At 66.3% G+C, this 19,310-nt stretch carries 22 protein-coding genes; 17 read left to right on the top strand and 5 right to left on the bottom strand.

Features of this window, described 5'->3' with window-relative positions; translation table 11 throughout:
• Positions 1-47: 47 nt before the first annotated feature.
• The 15 genes from P0D77_RS00390 to P0D77_RS00320 all read left to right on the top strand — a co-directional run bounded on the left by P0D77_RS00390 (position 48) and on the right by P0D77_RS00320 (position 13,155).
• Positions 48-374: a winged helix-turn-helix domain-containing protein gene (locus tag P0D77_RS00390; protein WP_277554136.1), complete on the top strand. Its 327-nt coding sequence runs from the start codon at positions 48-50 to the stop codon at positions 372-374.
• 2 nt (positions 375-376) lie between these two features.
• Positions 377-676 carry a DUF8036 family membrane protein gene (locus P0D77_RS00385; protein WP_432764817.1) on the top strand — a complete coding sequence of 100 codons (300 nt, stop codon included), beginning with the start codon at positions 377-379 and terminating at the stop codon, positions 674-676.
• A 197-nt stretch (positions 677-873) separates the two neighbouring features.
• Positions 874-1,440, top strand: a complete 567-nt coding sequence (locus tag P0D77_RS00380) for a hypothetical protein (RefSeq protein ID WP_277554133.1) — start codon at positions 874-876, stop codon at positions 1,438-1,440.
• A 9-nt stretch (positions 1,441-1,449) separates the two neighbouring features.
• Positions 1,450-2,511, top strand: a complete 1,062-nt coding sequence (locus P0D77_RS00375) for a DUF389 domain-containing protein (protein WP_277554132.1) — start codon at positions 1,450-1,452, stop codon at positions 2,509-2,511.
• Positions 2,508-3,752 (top strand): DUF7972 family membrane protein, encoded by a 1,245-nt coding sequence (locus P0D77_RS00370; protein WP_277554131.1) that lies wholly within the window; start codon positions 2,508-2,510, stop codon positions 3,750-3,752. The genes P0D77_RS00375 and P0D77_RS00370 overlap by 4 nt, the downstream gene beginning before the upstream one ends.
• 262 nt (positions 3,753-4,014) lie before the next feature.
• A complete protein-coding gene (locus tag P0D77_RS00365; RefSeq protein ID WP_277554130.1) occupies positions 4,015-4,998 on the top strand; it encodes a beta propeller repeat protein in 984 nt (327 codons plus the stop codon).
• The gene (locus P0D77_RS00360) at positions 4,995-6,320 is read left to right on the top strand and encodes a hypothetical protein (RefSeq protein ID WP_277554128.1); all 1,326 of its coding nucleotides are present in this window, start codon (positions 4,995-4,997) and stop codon (positions 6,318-6,320) included. The genes P0D77_RS00365 and P0D77_RS00360 overlap by 4 nt, the downstream gene beginning before the upstream one ends.
• The gene (locus P0D77_RS00355) at positions 6,317-7,924 is read left to right on the top strand and encodes a cytochrome c oxidase subunit I (RefSeq protein WP_277554127.1); all 1,608 of its coding nucleotides are present in this window, start codon (positions 6,317-6,319) and stop codon (positions 7,922-7,924) included. The genes P0D77_RS00360 and P0D77_RS00355 overlap by 4 nt, the downstream gene beginning before the upstream one ends.
• A gap of 296 nt (positions 7,925-8,220) precedes the next feature.
• Entirely contained in the window at positions 8,221-8,535 is a 315-nt protein-coding gene (locus P0D77_RS00350; RefSeq protein ID WP_277554126.1) for a hypothetical protein, read from the top strand.
• Between the two features lie 93 nt (positions 8,536-8,628).
• Positions 8,629-9,009 carry a helix-turn-helix domain-containing protein gene (locus tag P0D77_RS00345; RefSeq protein ID WP_277554125.1) on the top strand — a complete coding sequence of 127 codons (381 nt, stop codon included), beginning with the start codon at positions 8,629-8,631 and terminating at the stop codon, positions 9,007-9,009.
• A gap of 4 nt (positions 9,010-9,013) precedes the next feature.
• On the top strand, positions 9,014-9,982 hold the full coding sequence (locus tag P0D77_RS00340) for a beta propeller repeat protein (RefSeq protein WP_277554124.1): 969 nt from the start codon (positions 9,014-9,016) through the stop codon (positions 9,980-9,982).
• Positions 9,979-10,410 (top strand): hypothetical protein, encoded by a 432-nt coding sequence (locus P0D77_RS00335; protein WP_277554123.1) that lies wholly within the window; start codon positions 9,979-9,981, stop codon positions 10,408-10,410. The genes P0D77_RS00340 and P0D77_RS00335 overlap by 4 nt, the downstream gene beginning before the upstream one ends.
• A 145-nt stretch (positions 10,411-10,555) precedes the next feature.
• Positions 10,556-11,383 (top strand): DUF2182 domain-containing protein, encoded by an 828-nt coding sequence (locus P0D77_RS00330; protein ID WP_277554122.1) that lies wholly within the window; start codon positions 10,556-10,558, stop codon positions 11,381-11,383.
• 3 nt (positions 11,384-11,386) lie between these two features.
• On the top strand, positions 11,387-12,862 hold the full coding sequence (locus tag P0D77_RS00325) for a permease (RefSeq protein WP_277554120.1): 1,476 nt from the start codon (positions 11,387-11,389) through the stop codon (positions 12,860-12,862).
• A gap of 74 nt (positions 12,863-12,936) precedes the next feature.
• Positions 12,937-13,155, top strand: a complete 219-nt coding sequence (locus P0D77_RS00320) for a heavy-metal-associated domain-containing protein (RefSeq protein ID WP_277554119.1) — start codon at positions 12,937-12,939, stop codon at positions 13,153-13,155.
• A gap of 37 nt (positions 13,156-13,192) precedes the next feature.
• On the opposite strand, the gene P0D77_RS00315 is transcribed toward P0D77_RS00320, so the two are convergent.
• The gene (locus tag P0D77_RS00315; protein ID WP_277554117.1) at positions 13,193-13,375 is read right to left on the bottom strand and encodes a hypothetical protein; all 183 of its coding nucleotides are present in this window, start codon (positions 13,373-13,375) and stop codon (positions 13,193-13,195) included.
• Positions 13,376-13,408: 33 nt separating this feature from the next.
• Here P0D77_RS00315 and P0D77_RS00310 point away from each other — a divergent pair, with 33 nt between their 5' ends.
• Together P0D77_RS00310 and P0D77_RS00305 are read left to right on the top strand one after the other, a co-directional pair.
• Entirely contained in the window at positions 13,409-14,248 is an 840-nt protein-coding gene (locus tag P0D77_RS00310; RefSeq protein ID WP_277554116.1) for a VOC family protein, read from the top strand.
• Between the two features lie 361 nt (positions 14,249-14,609).
• Positions 14,610-15,881 (top strand): RNA-guided endonuclease InsQ/TnpB family protein, encoded by a 1,272-nt coding sequence (locus tag P0D77_RS00305; RefSeq protein ID WP_277554115.1) that lies wholly within the window; start codon positions 14,610-14,612, stop codon positions 15,879-15,881.
• An 11-nt stretch (positions 15,882-15,892) separates the two neighbouring features.
• On the opposite strand, the gene P0D77_RS00300 is transcribed toward P0D77_RS00305, so the two are convergent.
• From P0D77_RS00300 to P0D77_RS00285, 4 genes are read right to left on the bottom strand one after another with little or no spacing between them, the layout of a single operon-like run.
• Positions 15,893-16,597 (bottom strand): ABC transporter ATP-binding protein, encoded by a 705-nt coding sequence (locus P0D77_RS00300; protein WP_277554114.1) that lies wholly within the window; start codon positions 16,595-16,597, stop codon positions 15,893-15,895.
• Positions 16,594-17,358 (bottom strand): ABC transporter ATP-binding protein, encoded by a 765-nt coding sequence (locus P0D77_RS00295; protein ID WP_277554113.1) that lies wholly within the window; start codon positions 17,356-17,358, stop codon positions 16,594-16,596. The genes P0D77_RS00300 and P0D77_RS00295 overlap by 4 nt, the downstream gene beginning before the upstream one ends.
• Positions 17,355-18,398, bottom strand: a complete 1,044-nt coding sequence (locus P0D77_RS00290; RefSeq protein WP_277554112.1) for a branched-chain amino acid ABC transporter permease — start codon at positions 18,396-18,398, stop codon at positions 17,355-17,357. The genes P0D77_RS00295 and P0D77_RS00290 overlap by 4 nt, the downstream gene beginning before the upstream one ends.
• Positions 18,395-19,309: a branched-chain amino acid ABC transporter permease gene (locus tag P0D77_RS00285; RefSeq protein WP_277554111.1), complete on the bottom strand. Its 915-nt coding sequence runs from the start codon at positions 19,307-19,309 to the stop codon at positions 18,395-18,397. The genes P0D77_RS00290 and P0D77_RS00285 overlap by 4 nt, the downstream gene beginning before the upstream one ends.
• Position 19,310: the final 1 nt, after the last annotated feature.

The following is a 19,310-nucleotide window of genomic DNA, read 5'->3' as shown; positions in this document are numbered from 1 at the left end:
CTGCGAACGTTTTAGGGCGATACACCGAGCATATCCGAGTACACAGTATGGAGAAGGCGTTGTGGTATCTACTGGCCGGCACCCGCGGCGGCGTCAACCGCGCGCGGATCATCCGGATCCTCGACGACCGGCCGCGCAACGCCAACCAACTGGCGGCCGAACTCGACGTAGACTACAACACCGTCCGGCATCACCTCGATATGCTCGTCGACCACGACGTGGTCGAACCCGGCGCCGAGGAGTACGGCAAACTGTACTTCCTCACCGATCGCTTCGAGCGCCACCGCGAGTCGTTCGAGCGGATCACCGATCGAATCGACACGACCGACCCGAGTGACCACCACACCACTGACGACACCGACACCACCGACTGACTATGGCTCAGATGACCTCCCTGTTGACCGTCGCGAGCGCCCTTTCGGCGCTAAACGTCGTCCTCCTGCTGGCGTTGCTCGTCGTCTGGGGGCGCAACTACCGAACGTTCCGCACGCCGCTCACGCTCGGCTTGCTCGGCTTCGCGGTCGTCCTCCTCGTCGAGAACCTCGTCGCCCTGTTCTTCTTCTTCGATATGGGGATGCTGTACGCGGGGTCGACGCTCGCGCAGTCGACCGTGCTGGCGATGCGGGCGCTGCAGTTCGTCGCGCTCGTGTTCCTGACAGTCGTCTCGATGCGGTAAGTAGACCGAACGGGCTCCCCACCGCTCCTCTCAGTGTTTTGCTCCCCCAGACCAGTCTTCGGTTCGGCAGATAGTATATTTCACTATATATTGTACGAAATATAAGGCCCATCCGGTCGTCGAATCGGACGAGTCGGGGGCCCGATGCGCGGCAGCGTGAACGACGGCACCCCGCCAGCGACAGGTTCACGAGAACGATGAAAGGTAGCAACGCGTTCTGTCCGACGACCGGTGCATCGCTGTCTGAGGAACTCCACTACGACGATCGCGGGCGGGCCGAACGAGTCCCGATCGACGACGATAGTCCGCCCGACGTCGAGCCGACGGGCGAGTTGACGAACGGCGAGCGCTGCTCGTCGGCGACGGCGCTCGTCGTCCACTTCCGCCGCAGTCGGAACGCGAGTGGACCGGCCGACGAGTCGATCGACCGTGCGGCAGCGCTCGCGATCCGCCGTCTCAAGCGCGCCGGCGGTGGTGAGGCCGTCTGGGACGTCGTCGTCTGGTACGCCCTCGCCGAGCGCCTTCGTCGTGCAGGCCACGACGTCGAGTGGATGGGATCGCACGCCGAGTGGCGCTGTCCCGTCTGTTACGGCCACCTGCGGTTTCACCCAGTCGGCGACGGAGTGATCGCCCGCTGTGTGACCGACTGCCGGGGTGACCCGAGCGACCGCGGGGAGCGCATCTGGAACGCGATCGCCGCCCGCTACACGGCCGCCTTCGACGACGCCGTCGTAGCCGAGACGCTTCGTGAGCGGTGGTGGTGAGTCGTCGGGATGCACGAACGGAATATGCGGCTCGTCGAGATTCTCGCCACTCGGGCGGAGGTGATCGACCCGGTGCTCACGGCGTTGGAGGAGGAGGAACTCGACTACGTCGTGACGGATCGCTCCGACACCGACGGCTCGACGGTGGTGTCGCTCCCGGTGCCAGCGAATGCAGTGGAACCCGTGCTCGACCGCCTCGACGACCTCGGCGTCACCGGCGACACCTACACCGTCGTTCAAGACGCAGAGGCTGTCGTCTCCGATCGGTTCAACCACCTGCGCGAAGACGAGGGCGAGGCCTCTCCTACCGACAGCCGCCGCATCGCCCGTGACGAACTCCGGTCGACGGCGCGTGACATCCTCCCGGCGACGCGCATCTACTGTTTGCTGACGGCCATCGGCGCGACGCTCGCGACGGCAGGGTTTCTGTTGAACTCCCTGACGGTCGTCCTCGGTGCGATGGTGATCGCGCCGCTGTTCGCGCCGGCGATGGCCGCCAGCGTGGGCACCGTCACCGGCGACGACTCCCTCGCACGCGACGGGCTGCTCATGCAGGCGCTGGGCACCGTCGTCGGTGTCACCAGCGCGACCGGCTTCGCGCTCGTGGTTCGGCTCACGCCGGTCGCCGACGGGGTGTTCGACGCGAGCGCGGTCGTCTCCGCGAGCAGTCTCGGCTCCTCGGCGATGTTACTGCTCGTCGTCGCCCTCGGTTCCGGCATCGCGGGTGCCGTCGGGCTCTCGACGGACGGTTCGACGGTCGTGACGCAGGTGATGCTCGCGTCGGCACTCGTGCCGCCCGTCGGCGTCGCCGGCGTCGGTCTCGTCTGGTGGGCACCCCGACTCGTCGTCGGCGCGCTCGCTGTCAACGGGCTGAACTTCGTCGCCATTGAGTTGGCAGCGGTCGTCTCCTTGTGGTCGCTGGGCTACCACCCAGACAACTGGACACAACTGCGGCGTACCCGTGGTCACATCCTGAAACTCGTCGCCGGCCTGCTCGCGCTGTTGGGTGTCGTCACGTTCCTGCTGGTCGAGTTGTCACACGGCGACCTCCTCACTGGAGGACTGTTGTGACCCGCGACGACAGATTCGGCGGTGACGGAGGTGACGGATCCACCGGTGGCGACGCTCAGGCTGACGTCGCTGGTGACGCCCTCGGCGACGAACCAACGCCGCCGACGCGGGTTGACGATTCGCTGGACACCATCGACCACATCGAAGCGCGCATCGACCGCAATACACCCCACGAAGACGGCGAAGTCGTCGACGCGATGGCGACGCTCTTCGGCGTCCTCGCCCGACTGCTGGTCGCCCTCGCGACGCTGCTCGTCCGCGTCGGTGCGACCCTCCTCTCGTGGCTGTTGACCGGCTTCCGTGAGATCCTGTTCGGCGAAGCGCGCGACGACGCCAACCGCTGGCTCCTCGTCGCCGGCGACCGCACGCACGTCGTCGTCGCCTTCGTCGCGGTGGTGTTCTTCGGCACCCTCGGCCTCGGCGTCGCGGGCGTCATCGGCGTTCGCGAGAGCGACTTCGTCACGACGATGTTCTCGACTATCATCGCAGGGCTGTTCTCGTTTGTCCCGGTGGTGATCGGGGTCAACCAACTCGCGTTGACGTGGTTGACGGGGACGCCAGAGAGCCACCGCGAGCGACTCGAGGAGATAGACGAGTTTCGTGCTGAGGCGGAGGCGCTCGACGGGGCTGTCGCCGAGGCTACGGCTGACCCGGTCGCGTTCACGCGCGGTCTGGTCGCCGCTGTCGACGACCGTGCAGACGCCGTCGTCTCGGCGACGGCCGGCCGCGACGGACCGATCCACGACCACGGCGTCGCTGTTACCGATCTGGCCACCCGGCTGACCGAGCGGTGCCGCCCCGCCGACGCGACGTTCGAGGTCCTACTCCCGATGCTCGACGAGGGGGTCGGAAGCCGTCTTGCTGCCTCCCGTCGACTCCGGGAGCGCAACGATCCACCCCCTGCCATCGGCGAGGCGCTCGTCGACAGCGAGGAGGCGCTCTCCACGCTCGAAGTCGCCGGGCAGTACTTCTCGACGCTGTACATCCAGCGCTCGCTCGCTCGTCTCTCGCGGCGACTGGCCTACACCGGCGCGATCGCGCTGGTCGCCGCCTCGTTGGTCGTCATGATCTACGCAAGCGGCTACCCGCCGGTGGTCCACGCGTTTCCCTTGTTGCTGCTGGTTAGCGCCTCGCTCGCGGCCGCGTTCGCGCCGTTCGCCGTGCTGTTTGCGCACGTCGTCCGCCTGTCGACCGTCGTCCAGCGTTCGGCTGCCCCCGGCCCGTTCAGTCCCCCGCGATGACGACCACTGCTCTCCTATCGCCCTGCCGACCCGACTCGGCGGGTCACACCGAATCGCATCGCTCGACCACCCGACGCGTACACAACACCATGCACAGACACGACATCGGACGCCAGACGGACAGCCAGACCAACCACGACGACTGCTGCGACCACGCCGAGTACCGCGACGTCACCACTCCGACTGATCTCCCCCAGAGGGACCGACCGCTGAGTGTGTGGCTGCTGGAGCCACTGGGTACGTCTCTCGTGGAGGTCGGTCCGTGATCCGCCACCCGACGCGACGGGCGGCGCTCGCGGCGATCGGTTCGGCCGGCACGCTCGCGTTGACAGGCTGTGTCGGCGGCGATGACGACACCAGTCGCTGGGAACCGGTCGAGTCGCCGACGATGAAGTCCTTGTACGCCGTCACTGCAACCCGAGACGGTCCGTACGCTGTCGGCGAGTCTGGGCGGATCGTCGCCCGCTGTCACCTCGGTTGGGCAACCGTCTCCAAACACGGCCCGGGCAACGGCGGCAATGCACTGTTCGACGCCGACGGGACCGACGACGGGCGGGCGATGTGGGCCGCAGGCGACTCCGGTGCGGTCGGTCGCTACGACGTAGTCACACGAACGTCGACCGACTTCTCTGCACCGCTTGGGAAGACCAGTTCCTGGGAGGCCGTCGGCGTCCTCGGCGTCGCCGGCGAGGAGTGGGTGTTCCTCCTCAACGGCTCCGGGGAACTGCTCCGGGGCCGCTACGGTGGCGACGGAACTGTCGACTGGGACGACCCGTTCGAACCCGGTAGCGGGACGACTGGCACGGCGGTCGCGTTCGGCGACAACGGCTTCGGCTACGTCGTCGACTCCGGCGGTGAGGTGTTCAAGACGGTCGACCGGGAGGAGTGGCGTCGGATCGGTATCGATACCACGAGCGACTCGCTGTTCGACGTCTCTCCGTTCGGGGAGGAGCGCGCCGCAGCGGCCGCCCAAGACGGCCGTATCTTTCGGTACAACGGCTTCGATTGGACCACTATTGAGGCCGGAACGGCCGACCTCCACGCGATCGACCGCACCAAGCGCGGCGGACTCGCCGTCGGCGAGTCGGGAGTCATCTACCAACTGACGCCGGACGGCTGGCAACAGGACTCCCTGCAGGCGTCGGCGGCGCTCCACGGGGCGACGCTTGGCGCAGGCCAGTACCCCCCGGTCGCCGTGGGTGACTCGGGTGAGATCGTCGAGCGCCCGCGTCCGGACGACCCGTGACCCGCGACTCCTTCGTCCGCCTCGCGAGCGGCGTCGAGCGCGTCGGCTCGGAGCCGGCGACACTCGCACTCGTGACAGTCGGGTACACCGCGGCCGTCGCCGTCACGCTCCGGTACGCCCCCGCCTACCTCCTCGCGCTCGGCGGTGGCCCGGTCGCGCTGGGCGCGTTCGGCCTCGTCGTCCTCGGAGTTCCGGTCGTCTACCCCGCCCTCTCTGCGGAGGACACTGCCCTCAGCGGCTCGTTCCCCGCTGTGACGCCGCTGGCGCTCGTGGCCGCCTTCGGCCTGTTAGTGTGGCTGCTCGCGCCAGGAATCGGGGGGGTGAACGGTCACGTCCTTCCGGCGTCGGCGTGGGTCCTCCTCGTGGCACCGCTCGTCGCCGTCTGGCCCACCGCGGGCTACGACGCCGGCTTGCGTGCGATCCGGGCTGTGATCGGCAGCGACGCCGGCGGCGGCGGCGACACGCTCGTTCGGATCGTCTCGGCGGCGTCGACCGCTCGGCTCGCCCGCCCGATGGTGCTGGCGTTCGCGTTCGCCGTCTCGGCGCTCACCGACCGAGTCACGGTCGTCGTGGGACTACTGCTCGCGGTGACGGTCACCGTCGGATTGGGCGTGACGATGGTGTCGGTCGCGCTCAACGGGAGGGGAGGCCGACTCCGTGGCGACGATCGGCCGTCGCTGGCGGCGCCCGACCGCTCGGCGCGGACGCTCGTCGGCCGCCTCCAGACGGCACCGCGGCCGATCCGGACGGCACTCGTCGCCGACGTCGCGGGTGGGCTCTCCGTCGCCGCGTTCGTCGCGTTCGCGCCCGTCCTCGTGCTCGCGGTGCGGACGCCCGCCGAGCGGGTGTTGTGGCTGGACGTCGGCCCGGTTGCCGCGTTCGCGCTGCTGCTCGGGCTGGAGGCGGTCGCCGCTGCGGTCGCCCCGGCCGCCGGGGAAGTGTTGCTGGCGGCGACCTCGCGGCGAGCGACCCTCGCGCTCGGACTCCTCGCTGGTGTCGTGGCGCCACTGGCGCTCGTCGAACCCACGCCGACCATCGCGACCGATGCAGTCGCGTTCGGACTGTACGGCACGCGACGCCTCGCCGACCCCGCTCGCCGGAGGCTGGTCGACAGCTTGGACCCGGAACTCGCAGTCGCCTACCGACTGGCACAACCCGCTGCCCGCGCACTCGCCGTGGTGCCTGTGACCGCTGCGTACGCGCTCGCGCCGGAGTTCGCCTTCCGACTCGCCGCCTTTGTCGCTGCAGTCGGCGTGTACGAACTGTACCGGCGGCAAATTCGAGCCGCGATCGGTCGGGTCGCTCGGGGGGTCGCCGAGTGAGCCCCCGTCCCCACGGCTCTCCTCGGCGACTCGTCCCCACGGGGCTGGTCGGTTGGCTGACGACGGTTGACCACCGGCGAGTCGGTATCCTCTACTTGGTGTTCGCCTCGGTTGCGGGGCTGTGGGGAGCGGTCGACGCGATGGTGATCCGGACGGCGCTGTTGACGCCACAGGCGACGCTCGTCGAGGCGGCCACCTACGACGAGTTATTCACAACCCACGGACTGACGATGGTGTTCTTGTTCGCCACGCCTGGCTTCTTCGGACTGGCGAACGTCGTCGTGCCGCCGCTCATCGGCGCCGACGAGATGGCGTTCCCGCGGGCCAACGCCACCGCGGTGTGGCTACTCCCCCCGTCGATCCTACTCGTTCGCGCCGGCACCGTAGCACTCGCGCTCCCTGGCGTCGAGTCGCTGGCCCCTGTCGCGCTCGGCTGGACGCTGTACCCGCCGCTGTCGACGCAGTCGACAAACCCGGCAGTCGACCTCACGCTTTTGGGGCTGCACCTCTCCGGCGTCGGGACGATCCTCGCGTCGATCAACGTCGTCGTCACCGTGATCACCGAGCGGGCGCCAGCGGTCACGTGGGACCGCCTCGACCTGTTCACGTGGTCGATGCTCGTCGCCGCGGGGTTGGCGATGTTTGCGTTCCCGATCCTCGGGTCGGCGCTGCTCATGTTGCTGCTCGACCGCAACGTCGGCACGACGTACTTCGCGGTCGACGGCGGCGGGCCGATGCTGTGGCAACACCTGTTCTGGTTCTGGGGCCACCCGGAAGTGTACGTGCTCGCACTGCCCGCGATGGGCGTGATCAGTCACGTGTTGCCGAAGTTCGCGGGGCGAGAGTTGTTCGGCCGCAACTCGGTCGTCTACTCGACGCTCGCGGTCGGGACGCTCTCGTTCGGCGTCTGGGCACACCACATGTTCACGACGGGACTGGACCCACGACTCAAAGCGTCGTTCATGGCTGTTACCCTCGCCATCGGCGTCCCCTCTGCGGTGAAGACGTTCAACTGGATCGCGACGCTGTGGAACGGCTCCATTCGGCTCACGGCACCGATGCTGTTCTGTCTGGGCGCGGTCGCGACGTTCGTCCTCGGGGGCGTCACGGGCGTGTTCCTCGCATCCATCCCGATCGACATCGTGCTCCACGACACGTTCTACGTCGTCGGGCACTTCCACCTCATGCTCGTCGGGTTGACCGTTTTCGGAGCGTTCGCGGCCGTCTACTACTGGTTCCCATTACTGACGGGGCGGCTGTACGACCCGTTCCTCGCTCGCCTCCACTTCTGGTGTTCAGTGACCGGGGTCTTGGTGACGTTTCTTCCACTGTTGCTCATCGGACTCGACGGACTCCCACGCCGCACAGCGACGTACCCGGCGACGTTCGCGACCGCCCAGCGCGTGAGCACTGTCGGCGCGTACCTGCTCGGCGCCGGGCAACTCGCCTGGCTCGTGAACGTGGCGTGGTCGGCACTCGCTGGGCCACGAGTCTCTGGCGACGTGTGGGACCTCGGCGAGGCACGAACCCGCGAGTGGATCGCTGACACGGCCGCCAGCGACGACGGCGACCCGATCGCCAGACAGGATAGCGATCTCGACTGAACAGTCTAGTTTATTCCACAATCATTGAGTATTAAATAATCTCTCTGAGTGGCTAAGAGTGGCCACGGGCCGGGACGACGCAACAGCGGATGACTCCCGGGTGCGAAGCGAACGCTCCGCGCTCGGGACCGAACCGTCGACCCACCGGGCCGACCATCGACAATGAGACATAAACCATACGATACCAGTCGTCGAATCGCACTCTCCGCCTGCGCCACCAGGATGACCGTTTCCCGGCCGCTCGTCGCCGCGGTCGTACCCGAACTGAAGTCGTCGCGCTCGCGGGGGCCACCGTCGTGAGTACCGACGTCGCGCTCACGATGCTCCAACTGCAGGCACTGGCGATCCCGCCGGTGACGATCCTGCTGAAGATGCTCCGGCGCTCGGACAACCTCCCGTGGGCCGCACGGAAGGCCGGCTTCCTGTCGGCGATCGCCAGCATCGGGCTGTTCCTCGCGGGTGCCGCGGGCGCCATCACCTTCCTCGTCTCGACGACGTCGTTCCCACCGGTACTCCAGTTGACGTTCGGTGTCACTGTGTTGGCGCTCCTGCCGTTCCTGTTCGTCGCCGCGGTTCTGTACCGCGATCATCAGGCCAACTTCGGTCCCTGAACTCGGGACCGCCGCGTGCACCACGTCAGAAACCGTCCGCGACCGCGCGACCGACTCTACAGCCGAGCGATCTCTCAGAGCGAAGCCACACCGATGTATCCAACTACCGACTTCAGACCGACGAGTACCATCCGCAGACCAACCAGCTTCGATCCCGCCCCCCTCACCGAACTCGGTGGGTTCAAGCTAAATCTCCTGTTCATCCTCTCGCAGTTGGACGAACCGCGTCCCTCGGGACGGGAGATTCACGAGGCCGTCCAAGCGCAGTGTCCGACAGACGAGGTGAAGCACGGCCGCTTCTACCGCAACCTCTCGGAGTTGGCCGAAGACGGCTACGTCGACGTTCGACCGATCGATGGGCGGACGAACGGTTACAAACTCACCGAGGAGACAGCCCGCCGGCTACACGCCCATATCCGCTGGGAGGCGCAGTGTCTGTTCGGGAGCACCGCCGACGCGGAGGGGGGCGCGTGAACCGATGCTCGACGCCCTCGCCGACCGACTCCGTGACGCGACGACCGGCGGAGGTGATGACGACGTGAGTACCGACGACTCGACCACGGACTCGACGACCGACGCGAGCGACGGACCCGCTTGGACCGTCGCCGACGTGCCGACGGAGAAGCCGCTCAACGAGGTGGTATCGACGGCGGCGGGTCCGTTCGCGGTCGGGGCCGGCGGGGTTGGCTTGCTCCGCAGCGACGGCGAGTGGAGCCTCGCTGTGCCGGATGGCCCGCAGGCACGAGGGTACGCGCTCACCTGTGCGGCCGCGACTGACGACGGTGAACGCGTCTGGTTCGCCGGCTCCTCGGGTGCGTTGGGCTACTACGACGTGAGGACCGGGCGCAAGTCCGACTACTCGGCTCCTCGCGAGAAGACGAGTACGTGGGAGGGGATCGCCGTCTCCGGTGCCGCCGGGAGCGAGACGCTCCGCATCGCCAACGGCTCCGGCGAGGTGATGGCGGCGACGACAGACGAGCAGGGCTGCCCCCAGTGGGGCGACGTCGTCAAACCCGGGTCGGGGTCGACGATCCCCGCTATCACCGCCAGTGACGACGGCTTCGTCGCGATCGACACCAGCGGAAACGTGTTCGCCGAGACCACCGAGGGCTGGGAAGACATCGGCATTCGCAACGCCCAAGTGAACTTCTCCGACGTGTACGCCGACGCCGACCGACTGATCGTCGCCGGCGGCGGCGGCACCGTGTTCCGCTACGACCGCGCTTGCCAGAACTGGACGCCGCTCAACACCGCCCACGTGGCCCTGCGGACAGTCGACTTCCACGACGGGCGGTTCGCAGTCGCCGGCGCAAACGGCACTGTCGTCGAGCGCACCGCTGCTGGGTGGACTCCATCCACGACGGCGACCGAAGCGACCCTCCGGGGGATCGCTCTCGGCGAAATCGACGTCGCCGTCGGCGCCGCCGGCACCGTAATCGAGCGATGACGACCCGCCGAACCGACGGAGTCGTCGACGTGACTGGCCGCTACTGGCGAGCCCTCGCCGTCTACCTGCTCGTCACGGTGCTGGGCGTCGTCTCCATCCCGGTCGTCGGGAACAGCCTTCCGTCGGTGCTGACCGGGTCGCTCACGGTCATCGTGCTGGTCCTGCTCGTCGTCGCGAGCCTCGGTGCGCTGTACGCGCTCGTTCGCGACAGCGTCGCACTGGACCGAGCGAACGCCCGCTGGGAACCGGCCTGGTGGGTGTACCTCGGCGCCAGCGTCGCCGTCCCGGCGACCGTCGCCTACGGCACGAAGGCGTTCTTTGGCGTCAACGCGAGCATCGTCGCTGGCGTCCCGACGCTGGTCGCGACCGCCTTCGCCGCCTGCGCAGGCTACCTCTACCGCCGACACGACCGCCTCGGCGTCCCGTAAGTCCTCGCTCACCGTCGCCCTCCTCGCGGCCGCGACGTCTCGAACACGACTCCCGCAGTCGCATCGCTCGCACACCACTCCCGCAGTCGATTCACGCCGAGTCGCACCGCTCGCACACCGAACGCAGTCCAACACTCAACCACGAATGATTCAAGACAAAGTCACAGTCGCGACCCGGATCCTCCCCGACCCGGTCGTCCGATTCCTCGAACGCACGACCACCGCCGATGGCCTCTCGCCGACGGCGCTCACACTCGGCAAACTGACGATCGTCCTCTGGACGGCGTTGTTCGCCGGTGTTCTTCCGTTTCCCGAGATGCCGGCGGGACTCGGGATGACCGCTCCCGGTGCTCCAGAAGCCGCCGCGGTCGCCGCCGGGTTCTCCGGTGCTGCTCAGTACCTCCTCATGTGGGGAGTGATGATGGCCGCGATGATGTACCCGGCTGTATTCAGCCGGAGCGTGGACTACGTCGAGTCGGTCGACGGATCGGCGGTCACGAAACTGTTCGTCGGCACCGGCTTCCTCGGCGCCTACAGTCTCGCGTGGGTCACGACGGGGGTGATACCCCTGGTCGTCGAGGTGCTCGTCGACGTCAACACGCTCGCAACGACGTACGGCCGGTTCGTCGTTCCGGCGGCACTGGTCGTCGCCGGCGTCTACCAGTTCACCCGCCACAAGCGCGACGCTGTCGCCTCCTGCTGTGCGATGACGCCGTCCTGCGGCGACGGCCTCGTCGCGGGCGCGGTCCGCGACGGCCTTCGCCACTTCAAGTCGTGTTTTACCTGCACGTGGGCGCTGTGCTCACTGATGGTCGTGTTCGGGACGATGAACCTGTTCTGGATGCTGCTGTTGTCCGCCGTGTTCACGGCCGAACGCGCCACCGACGGCGACCGGGTTGCAGCGACCGTGGGCGCGATGCTGCTGTGGACAGCCGCAAGCGTGCTCCTCACCGGCGTCCCCGGCTACTTCTGAGCCGTGGGGCTGTTCGTCGCACTCGTCGAGGCGCTCCGCGTTGCCCTCGGGATGGCGTGGGAGACGTGGTGGGCGCTCGTCCTCGGATTCACGCTCACCGGTGTCGTCGGCGAGTTCGTCTCCGAGGATGCGATGACGAGCCTCCTCGGTGACGACGACTGGGAGACTATCGGGCTCGCCACCGCCTTCGGCGCCGCCTCGTCCAGTTGTTCGTACTCGGCGACCTCGACGGCCCGCGTCTTCGTCGAGAAGGGCGCGTCGTTCACCGCATCGCTGGCGTTTATGTTCGCCAGCACAGACCTCGTCATCGAGTTGGGGCTGGTGCTGTGGATACTGCTCGGGTGGCAGTTCGTCGCCGCCGACGTCGTCGGCGGGGTGATCGCCGTCGTCGTCGTCGCCGGACTCGTCCGGCGCTACGTTCCCGACGACTGGATCGACGCCGCCCGCGAACACGCACTCGCACTCGGTGACACGCGCTGTGCCGCCTGCAATATGGACGCCGACCCGGACGCTCCTGACACAGTCGTCACCGAGGTCGATGGCCGTCCGCAGTACTTCTGTTGTGGGGGCTGTGAGCGCGCGTTCGTCGCCGCTGCGGAAGCCGACACCGACGAACTTCCGGACGCCAGTGCCAGTACCGCCGGCGGGATCGGCGCCGCGGCGACGGATGACGCCTCCGGTGCGGGACCGCTCGTGTCGGCCGAGGGGTGGAAGCGAGCTGGCCGGACCGCGATCCGTGAGTGGGATATGCTCTGGCACGACATTGCACTGGGCTTCCTCATCGCGGGTGCGTTGGAGGCGTTCGTTCCGCAGTCGGCTTGGCTAGACCTATTCACGGTCGTCGGATCGAGCGGGCCGACGTGGGTCGTCGCCAGCGTCGTGATCGCGACGCTCGTCGGCGTCGTCACGTTCCTCTGCTCGGTCGGGAACGTCCCGTTCGCGCTCGTGTTGTGGAACAATGGTATCGCGTTCGGCGGGGTGTTGGCGTTCATCTACGCCGACCTGGTCATCCCCCCGCTCGTGTCGGCGTACCGGCGGTACTACGGTACGCGGATGGCCGCGACCATCTTCGTCGTGCTGTTCGTCGCCTCCGTCGTCGCGGGCATTGTCATCCACTACCTGTTCGGATTCGCGGGCTTGATCCCGCCGACGGGTGTCACCAACGGCACCGCCCCCGACTGGTACACGCTCCCGCTGAACCTCCTGTTCACCGGGGTGTTCATCGCGGAACTGTACGTCACCTACGGGGCGCGTCACCTCGCGACGGTCGCGCTCCGCGTGCCCGAGGCTGGCGTTACGGCACTGACGCTGACAGCGATGGCCGCGGGATTCCTCGCCGGCGGCGGCCGGACGCTCAGCGACGGTGCCGCCGCCGCGAGCGCCCTGCTCGACGTCGTAGCCACGCGCCTTCGCGGCTGTCGCGACGACCTCGAGACGTGGACCGACGCCACCCGGGCACGGGTCCGCGCGTGGGACTGACGACACGGCCCCGAACGGTCCAATTTTCTGTACGCTGATCCCGAATTATCCCCTCTGCACCCCTCTCGTAATCTGTGCCACGACGGCAATACCGCGTGAGCGGAATGAGTTGTACTGGCTGTGAAGTACTGGTCGAGTCGGCAGTCGAATCGTTTTCGGCGGTGACGTTCGCCGACGCCAACGCCGAGCACGGAACCCTCGAGGTCGGCTACGAGGCGTCACTCCCCGACGCGATGGGCGAGGCTATCGACGACTACGGCTTCGAGCTCGGTGACCCCATCGAGGTGGTCTGACCTCCCGACGGCGCTGAGTAACCAACCACACCCCACGTTACTCTTTCTCGACCCACCACGCACCCACGTAGCGAGCGACTGCTCGTTCGACATCCGGTGACACCGTGTTCAGCAGTTCATCGCGCTCGTGTTCCTCACGGTCGTCTCGATGAGGTAGTTCGACCGCCCCGCCGTCACTACGGTGGCACGCCATCGCAGTCGAGCGCAGTCGACCCTCCACAACGCATATGATCGCTCGATTCGCCGTCTCCGTATGGACCTCCGAGTTGACCACGTCACGGTCGCCGGGCAGAGCCTCGAGCGACTCACCGACACGTTCGAGGCGGCCGGGTTCCCGGTCGAGTACGGCGGCGCTCACTCCAACGGCGTCACGCACATGGCGATCGTGGGATTTCGAGACGGGAGTTACATCGAACTCATCTCTACGATCGAGTCGGGGGTGGACTCTCCGTGGTGGGACGACGCGATCCGCCGAGACGGTGGTCCGTGCGCGTGGGCGATCGGTGTCGATGACATCGAGGCGTCGACTGCAGCGCTCGACGACCGCGGCGTTCGCGTCGACGGCCCCGCCGCGTACGAGCGCACACGCGACGACGGGACGCTCGTCGAGTGGGACCTGACGTATCTCGGTGAGGGCGACCCAGGGTCGTTCCTCCCGTTTCTCATCACTGATCGGACACCGCGAGAACGCCGCGTCCGGCCCACGGGTGATATGGCGTCGTCACCGATCGTCGGGATCGATACCGTGGTCGTCGGCGTCGACGACCTCGACGCTGCAGTCCGACAACTCACCGATGCCTTCGATCTGGCTGCGCCCACAATGAGCAAATTCGCGGAACTGGATGCCGACGTGGCGGTCTTCCCCGAGCAACCGATCGCGCTGGCACAACCGAACGGAGACGGTTGGTTCGCCGAACGAGTCGACGAGTTCGGTCCCGCTCCGGTCGCGTACGTTCTCGGGCGCGATGCCGGTGCGACGACGCCATTCGACGACTGCACCGACGGATCACTCGGCGATCGAGAAATAGACTGGCTTCCCGTGACCGACCCGGCTGGCTATCAGTACATCGGGGTCGCCGAAACAACGGAGTGAGGTTGGGAACCGATTAGCTGAAAGTAGGCGCTAAGCCCCCTTCCTCAGCGAGCGCCGACCGAAGGGAAGGCGCGAGCAGGGAGGGGATACAGCGTTCACAAGAGCTGCGCTCTTGTGCGCGAACGAGACGCTTCGCGTCTCGTCAACGCCGCACAATTTCCAATCACGTTCGGCGCTCGGCCCACAGGCCCACGCCACCGAAGATGCTATACATGTAACGTGCATACCGTGCATTACGGTGAAACGGAAGACAATCACCATCCGCGAAGACCAAGACGAGTGGATTGAGGACCACCACCTCAACCTCTCGTCGTTCATCCGTGAGCAACTGGATGAGCTAATCGAGGAACGAGAGTAACGGATGTACTACGCCTACAAGTACCGTCTCAAGCCGTCCGACGCCCACTGCGAGGAGTTGGACCGCCACCGAGACATTTGTAGGCAACTGTACAATCACGCGCTCTACCGCTTCAACCAAGTCCCCGAGGACACAGGCACGCTCAACCAGCGTGTTCGGTCCATCCGTGATGAAATTCCGTCCCTGAAAGACTGGTGGGGCGACCTCTTGGACGTGTACTCGACAGTTCTGCAAACAGCGGTTATGCGAATCGAGCAGAACGTCAAGTCACTCGGCGGACTCAAGGACAATGGACACGGTGTGGGTCAACTCAAGTGGAAGCCACCACGGGAGTTTCGCAGTTTCACGTACAGTCAGTCTGGCTTCAAGCTCGACAAGAAGGGCGGTCAGACTGTGCTGTCCCTCTCGAAACTCGCGGACATCCCGATTCGGCTCCACCGCGCCATCCCCGACGACGCGACACTCAAGCAGGTTACGCTCAAGAAAGAGCCGACAGGCGAATGGTTCGCCACGTTCGGTGTCGAAATGGACCGTGAAGCGCCTGAACCGCCTGAGAGCCCCGAGAAGTGCGTCGGCATCGACGTGGGGATTTGCAAGTACGCCCACGACACCGACGGCACGGCAGTCGGGTCGCTCGACCACTCCGACGAGCGTGAACGCTTGGAGCGTGAGCAACGGAAACTCTCGCGGAAGGAATATGGGTCGAACAACTACGAGAAACAACGGCGTCGCGTGGCGGAGTGTCACGCCGACCTCCGTCGGAAGCGCCGCGACTTCCTGCACAAACTCTCAGCGTACTACGCTCGGGAGTACGACCTTGTGGCGGTTGAAGACCTGAACGTGAAGAGGATGATGGAGTCGCCGTCGAACAGCCGCAACACCGCATCCGCCGCGTGGCGAACGTTCCTCTCGATGCTCATATACAAGTGCGAGCGTGAGGGGACGCACTTCGCGGCGGTTAATCCGAGCGGGACGACCAAGGAGTGCGCGTCGTGCGGCGTTTCGACGGACAAGCCGTTGTGGGTCCGTGAACACTCCTGTCCCGCCTGTGGGTTTGAGGCGGATAGGGACGCGAACGCGGCGTGGAACATCCTTTCTCGCGGCCTCGAAGATGTAGGAGTGGGACACTCCGAAGGAACGCCTGTGGAGACTGCGCTCCCTACGGGTGCGGACGTGGACGACGATTTGTCGTTCCGTCTCGTGCCTGCAAAGCGCGTCGTGGAAGCAGGAAGCCCTCCCCTCAAGGAGCGAACGGCGTCAGCCGTGAGCGAGTAGGGGAGGGTAGTTCACCCGCCCAGGAACTGTCGCCGGACCTCCTCGTCCGAGAGGAGGGCGTCCCCGTCGTCCTCGTATCGGTTCTCGCCGTTGGCGAGCACGTAGCCGCGGTCGCAGCGCCGCAGCGCCTCTTTTGCGTTCTGTTCGACCATCAGGACCGTCGTTCCCGCATCGTTGATCTCGTCGACCCGGTCGAACATCTCGTCGACCAGATCCGGTGCGAGTCCGGCTGACGGCTCGTCCAACAGGATGAGATCCGGATCCAGCATCAGGGCACACCCCATCGCGAGCATCTGTTGTTGCCCACCGGAGAGCGACCCAGCGTCCTCGTCGGGTCGCTCCGCAAGCGCCGGGAACCGATCGTACACGTCTTGCTTCCGTTCGGTCGGCACGCCGTCGAGCACGTACGCGCCGAGCCGAAGGTTCTCGGCGACTGTCAGCGTCGGGAAGACGTTGTCTGTCTGTGGGACGTACCCGATCCCCTCCCGAACGATCTCCTCGGGAGAGGTCCCAGCGATCTCTGTTCCGCGGTAGTTGATCGACCCGCTCTGGTGCGATGCGATCCCGACGACGGTCTTCATCACCGTCGATTTGCCCGCGCCGTTCGGCCCGACGATCGTCACGTACTCACCGTCGTCGACGGTGAGGTCGATCCCCGAGAGGACCTGTAAGTCGCCGTAGCCGGCGTCGAGGTCGTCGATCTCGAGGAGGCTCATTCGATTTCACCTCCGAGGTACGCCTCGATGACGCGCTCGTCGGACAACACCGACTCGGGGTCGCCCTCCACGAGGAGGCTCCCTTGCTGGAGGACGACGAGGCGGTCGACGAGTTCAGTCAGCGTCTCGAGTTCGTGTTCGATGATGACGACGGTCATCCCGTCTGCGTTGAGATCGCGAATGTGGTCAGCGATTTCGCGGGTTAGCGTCGGATTGACGCCCGCGAACGGCTCGTCCAACAGCAGCATCTTCGGCTCCAACATAAGCGTTCGTGCGAGTTCGAGCAGTTTGCGTTGCCCCCCCGAGAGCGTCCCGCTGTAGTCGTCTGCGAGGTGGTCGAGTTCGAATAGCTCGATCAGTTCTTCTGCCCGTGCGCGAACGGTCTCCTCGTTGGCTTGCATCGAGTCGCCGCGAACCAGCGCGGGGATCGTTCGCTCTCCAGGCTGGTCCGGCGCCGCGAGCCGAACGTTGTCGCGAACGGTCATCGTCTCTAACTCCCGCGTGTGCTGGAACGTCCGCACCAACCCACGCCGGGCGAGCGTCTCCGGTGCCTTCCCCGTCACGTCGCTCCCGTCGAAGGTGACAGTTCCGTCGTCCGGGGTGATGACCCCGCTGACGCAGTTGAAGAACGTCGACTTGCCCGCACCGTTGGGGCCCATCACGCCGACTATCTCCCCGTCGTCGACCGACACCGACAGGTCGTCGATCGCTCGGAGGCCACCGAAGTCCTTCACGAGGCCGTCCGTCGAGAAGAGGCTCACGAGTCCACCCCCAGTTCCTGCTCATTCCCCCAGATCCCGGCGGGGCGATACCGGATCACCGCAACCAAGATCAGGCCGACGACGATGAGTCGAAGCGACGCGAAGACGTCACCAGACACCGGTGTCACGTCGAGAGCGAACCGGGAGACGAGTCTGAGTCCCATAATGATCGCCAACCCGGCGAGCACCGCGCGGTGGTTCGCCGCGCCGCCGAGCAGCATCCCGATCCAGATCGTCACCGTCACCTGGATCGTGAAGAACCCGGGTGCGACCGCGCCGTTGTACAGTGCGAACAGCCCCCCGGCGAGACCGGCGAGTGCGGCACCGTAGACGAATGCCTGCATCTTGTAGGTCACCGTAGACTTACCGACCGATCTCGTCACCAGTTCGTCGGCCCGTATCGCTCGGAGAACCCGGCCGTACGGTGCCTCCGTGAGGCGGGTGAGGCTGGCGAGCGTCACGAGCGTGATTCCGCCGAGCACCAACAGGGTCGCTATCATCCTGGTGTCGCCGTTGGTGGCGACTGCGGCGATCGGCTGTGGGACGCCGAGTATCCCGACGTTCCCGCCGAAGATGTCCTCGAAGTTGACGAACAGCGAGTGGAAGATCTCGGCGGTCGCCAGGGTGACGATGGCGAGGAAGTCTCCGCGGAGCCGGATCGAGGTGACGCCCACCCCAGCCCCGACGATCGCAGTGACGATCACGCCGACGACCAGCGCGAGCGGCCACGGGTATCCCAAGCCGATCCCCGCGAACGTGTCTTGGGCGGATAGCATCGCGGTCGTGTACGCGCCGACGGCGAAGAAGACGACGTGCCCGAAGTTGACCAGCCCCGTGTGCCCGTACTGTAGGTCGAGCCCGAGAACTAAGAGTCCGTAGATCACGAACAGGATCCCGACCTCGACGAACACGTACAGCGCACTCGGGAGTTGCGCCCGCAGCGGCGTGAGCGCGAACAGCGCACCGACGACCAAGCAGACGGCACCGGCGAGGAACGCCTGGTGTGCGTGGTCGGACGGCAGGCGATCGAGGACGCTCACGCTTCACGCACCTCCTTGCCGGCGATTCCGCTGGGTTTGACCAGCAGCACGGCCACGAGGATCACGAATGCGACCGCCGAGGACAGCCCAGTCAGCCCGGACGGGAGAAACGCCGTCGAGAGCGCCAACACGAGACCGATGACGTACGCTCCGAGGATCGCCCCGTAGGGGCTGCCAGCACCGCCGAGAATGGCAGCCGACAGTATCTGCAGAATGTGGCTGAACCCGGTGTCTGCACTGACGTTGGTCTGGATTGCCATGAGCACGCCCGCGAGTCCAGCGAGGACGCCAGCCAGCACCCAGACGCTATCGCGGATCAACTGCGTGTCGATCCCGCGAACCCGCGCCAAACTCTCGTCGTCGCCCATCGCGCGCATCGCGATTCCAACGTCGGTTCGCGTCAGTAGGGCGTGGAGAAGCGCGAACACGCCGACTGCGCATCCGATCACGATCAGGTGTTCAGAGGTGACGAAGAAGCCACCGAGCAGGTCGACCGACCCGACCGAGAGGTCGGGCAACGAGTCGAAGCGATACGTCACGGTTTCGGTGTCGTAGTATCTGGCGCTGCGTCCGGCGAGGAGACGGATCCCGCTCCGAAGTGCGATTCCGAGCCCGATCGACGTTAGCAGCAACGGAACTGGGCCGGTCTGATTGATCGGTGTGAAGAACCCGCGAGCGAGCGCGAGGCTGATGATCCCTCCGCCGATCATCGCGAGGATGACGGCGACCGGAAGGGGCACCGGAAGCATCGTGACAGCGATGAGGCCGAGGAACGCCCCCATCGTGAGATACTCCCCGTAGGCGAAGTTGATCATGTTCACGATCCCGTATATCAGGGTGAACCCGATCGCCGCGATCGCGATGTATGACCCAGTAACCAGTCCGAAGACGACGTTCTGGGAGAGTCCCATT

The sequence above is a fragment of the Halobaculum limi genome, assembly GCF_029490015.1.
Lineage (GTDB): Archaea > Halobacteriota > Halobacteria > Halobacteriales > Haloferacaceae > Halobaculum > Halobaculum limi.
This window is presented reverse-complemented; position numbering and strand designations above follow the sequence as displayed.

Coding starts and splice junctions, on each gene's coding strand:
- P0D77_RS00340 (WP_277554124.1), top strand. CDS start 9,014: ATGCTCGACGCCCTCGCCGACCGACTCCGTGACGCGACGACCGGCGGA.
- P0D77_RS00375 (WP_277554132.1), top strand. CDS start 1,450: ATGCACGAACGGAATATGCGGCTCGTCGAGATTCTCGCCACTCGGGCG.
- P0D77_RS00300 (WP_277554114.1), bottom strand. CDS start 16,597: ATGAGCCTCCTCGAGATCGACGACCTCGACGCCGGCTACGGCGACTTA.
- P0D77_RS00305 (WP_277554115.1), top strand. CDS start 14,610: ATGTACTACGCCTACAAGTACCGTCTCAAGCCGTCCGACGCCCACTGC.
- P0D77_RS00310 (WP_277554116.1), top strand. CDS start 13,409: ATGGACCTCCGAGTTGACCACGTCACGGTCGCCGGGCAGAGCCTCGAG.
- P0D77_RS00385 (WP_432764817.1), top strand. CDS start 377: ATGGCTCAGATGACCTCCCTGTTGACCGTCGCGAGCGCCCTTTCGGCG.
- P0D77_RS00335 (WP_277554123.1), top strand. CDS start 9,979: ATGACGACCCGCCGAACCGACGGAGTCGTCGACGTGACTGGCCGCTAC.
- P0D77_RS00285 (WP_277554111.1), bottom strand. CDS start 19,309: ATGGGACTCTCCCAGAACGTCGTCTTCGGACTGGTTACTGGGTCATAC.
- P0D77_RS00345 (WP_277554125.1), top strand. CDS start 8,629: ATGTATCCAACTACCGACTTCAGACCGACGAGTACCATCCGCAGACCA.
- P0D77_RS00380 (WP_277554133.1), top strand. CDS start 874: ATGAAAGGTAGCAACGCGTTCTGTCCGACGACCGGTGCATCGCTGTCT.
- P0D77_RS00330 (WP_277554122.1), top strand. CDS start 10,556: ATGATTCAAGACAAAGTCACAGTCGCGACCCGGATCCTCCCCGACCCG.
- P0D77_RS00390 (WP_277554136.1), top strand. CDS start 48: ATGGAGAAGGCGTTGTGGTATCTACTGGCCGGCACCCGCGGCGGCGTC.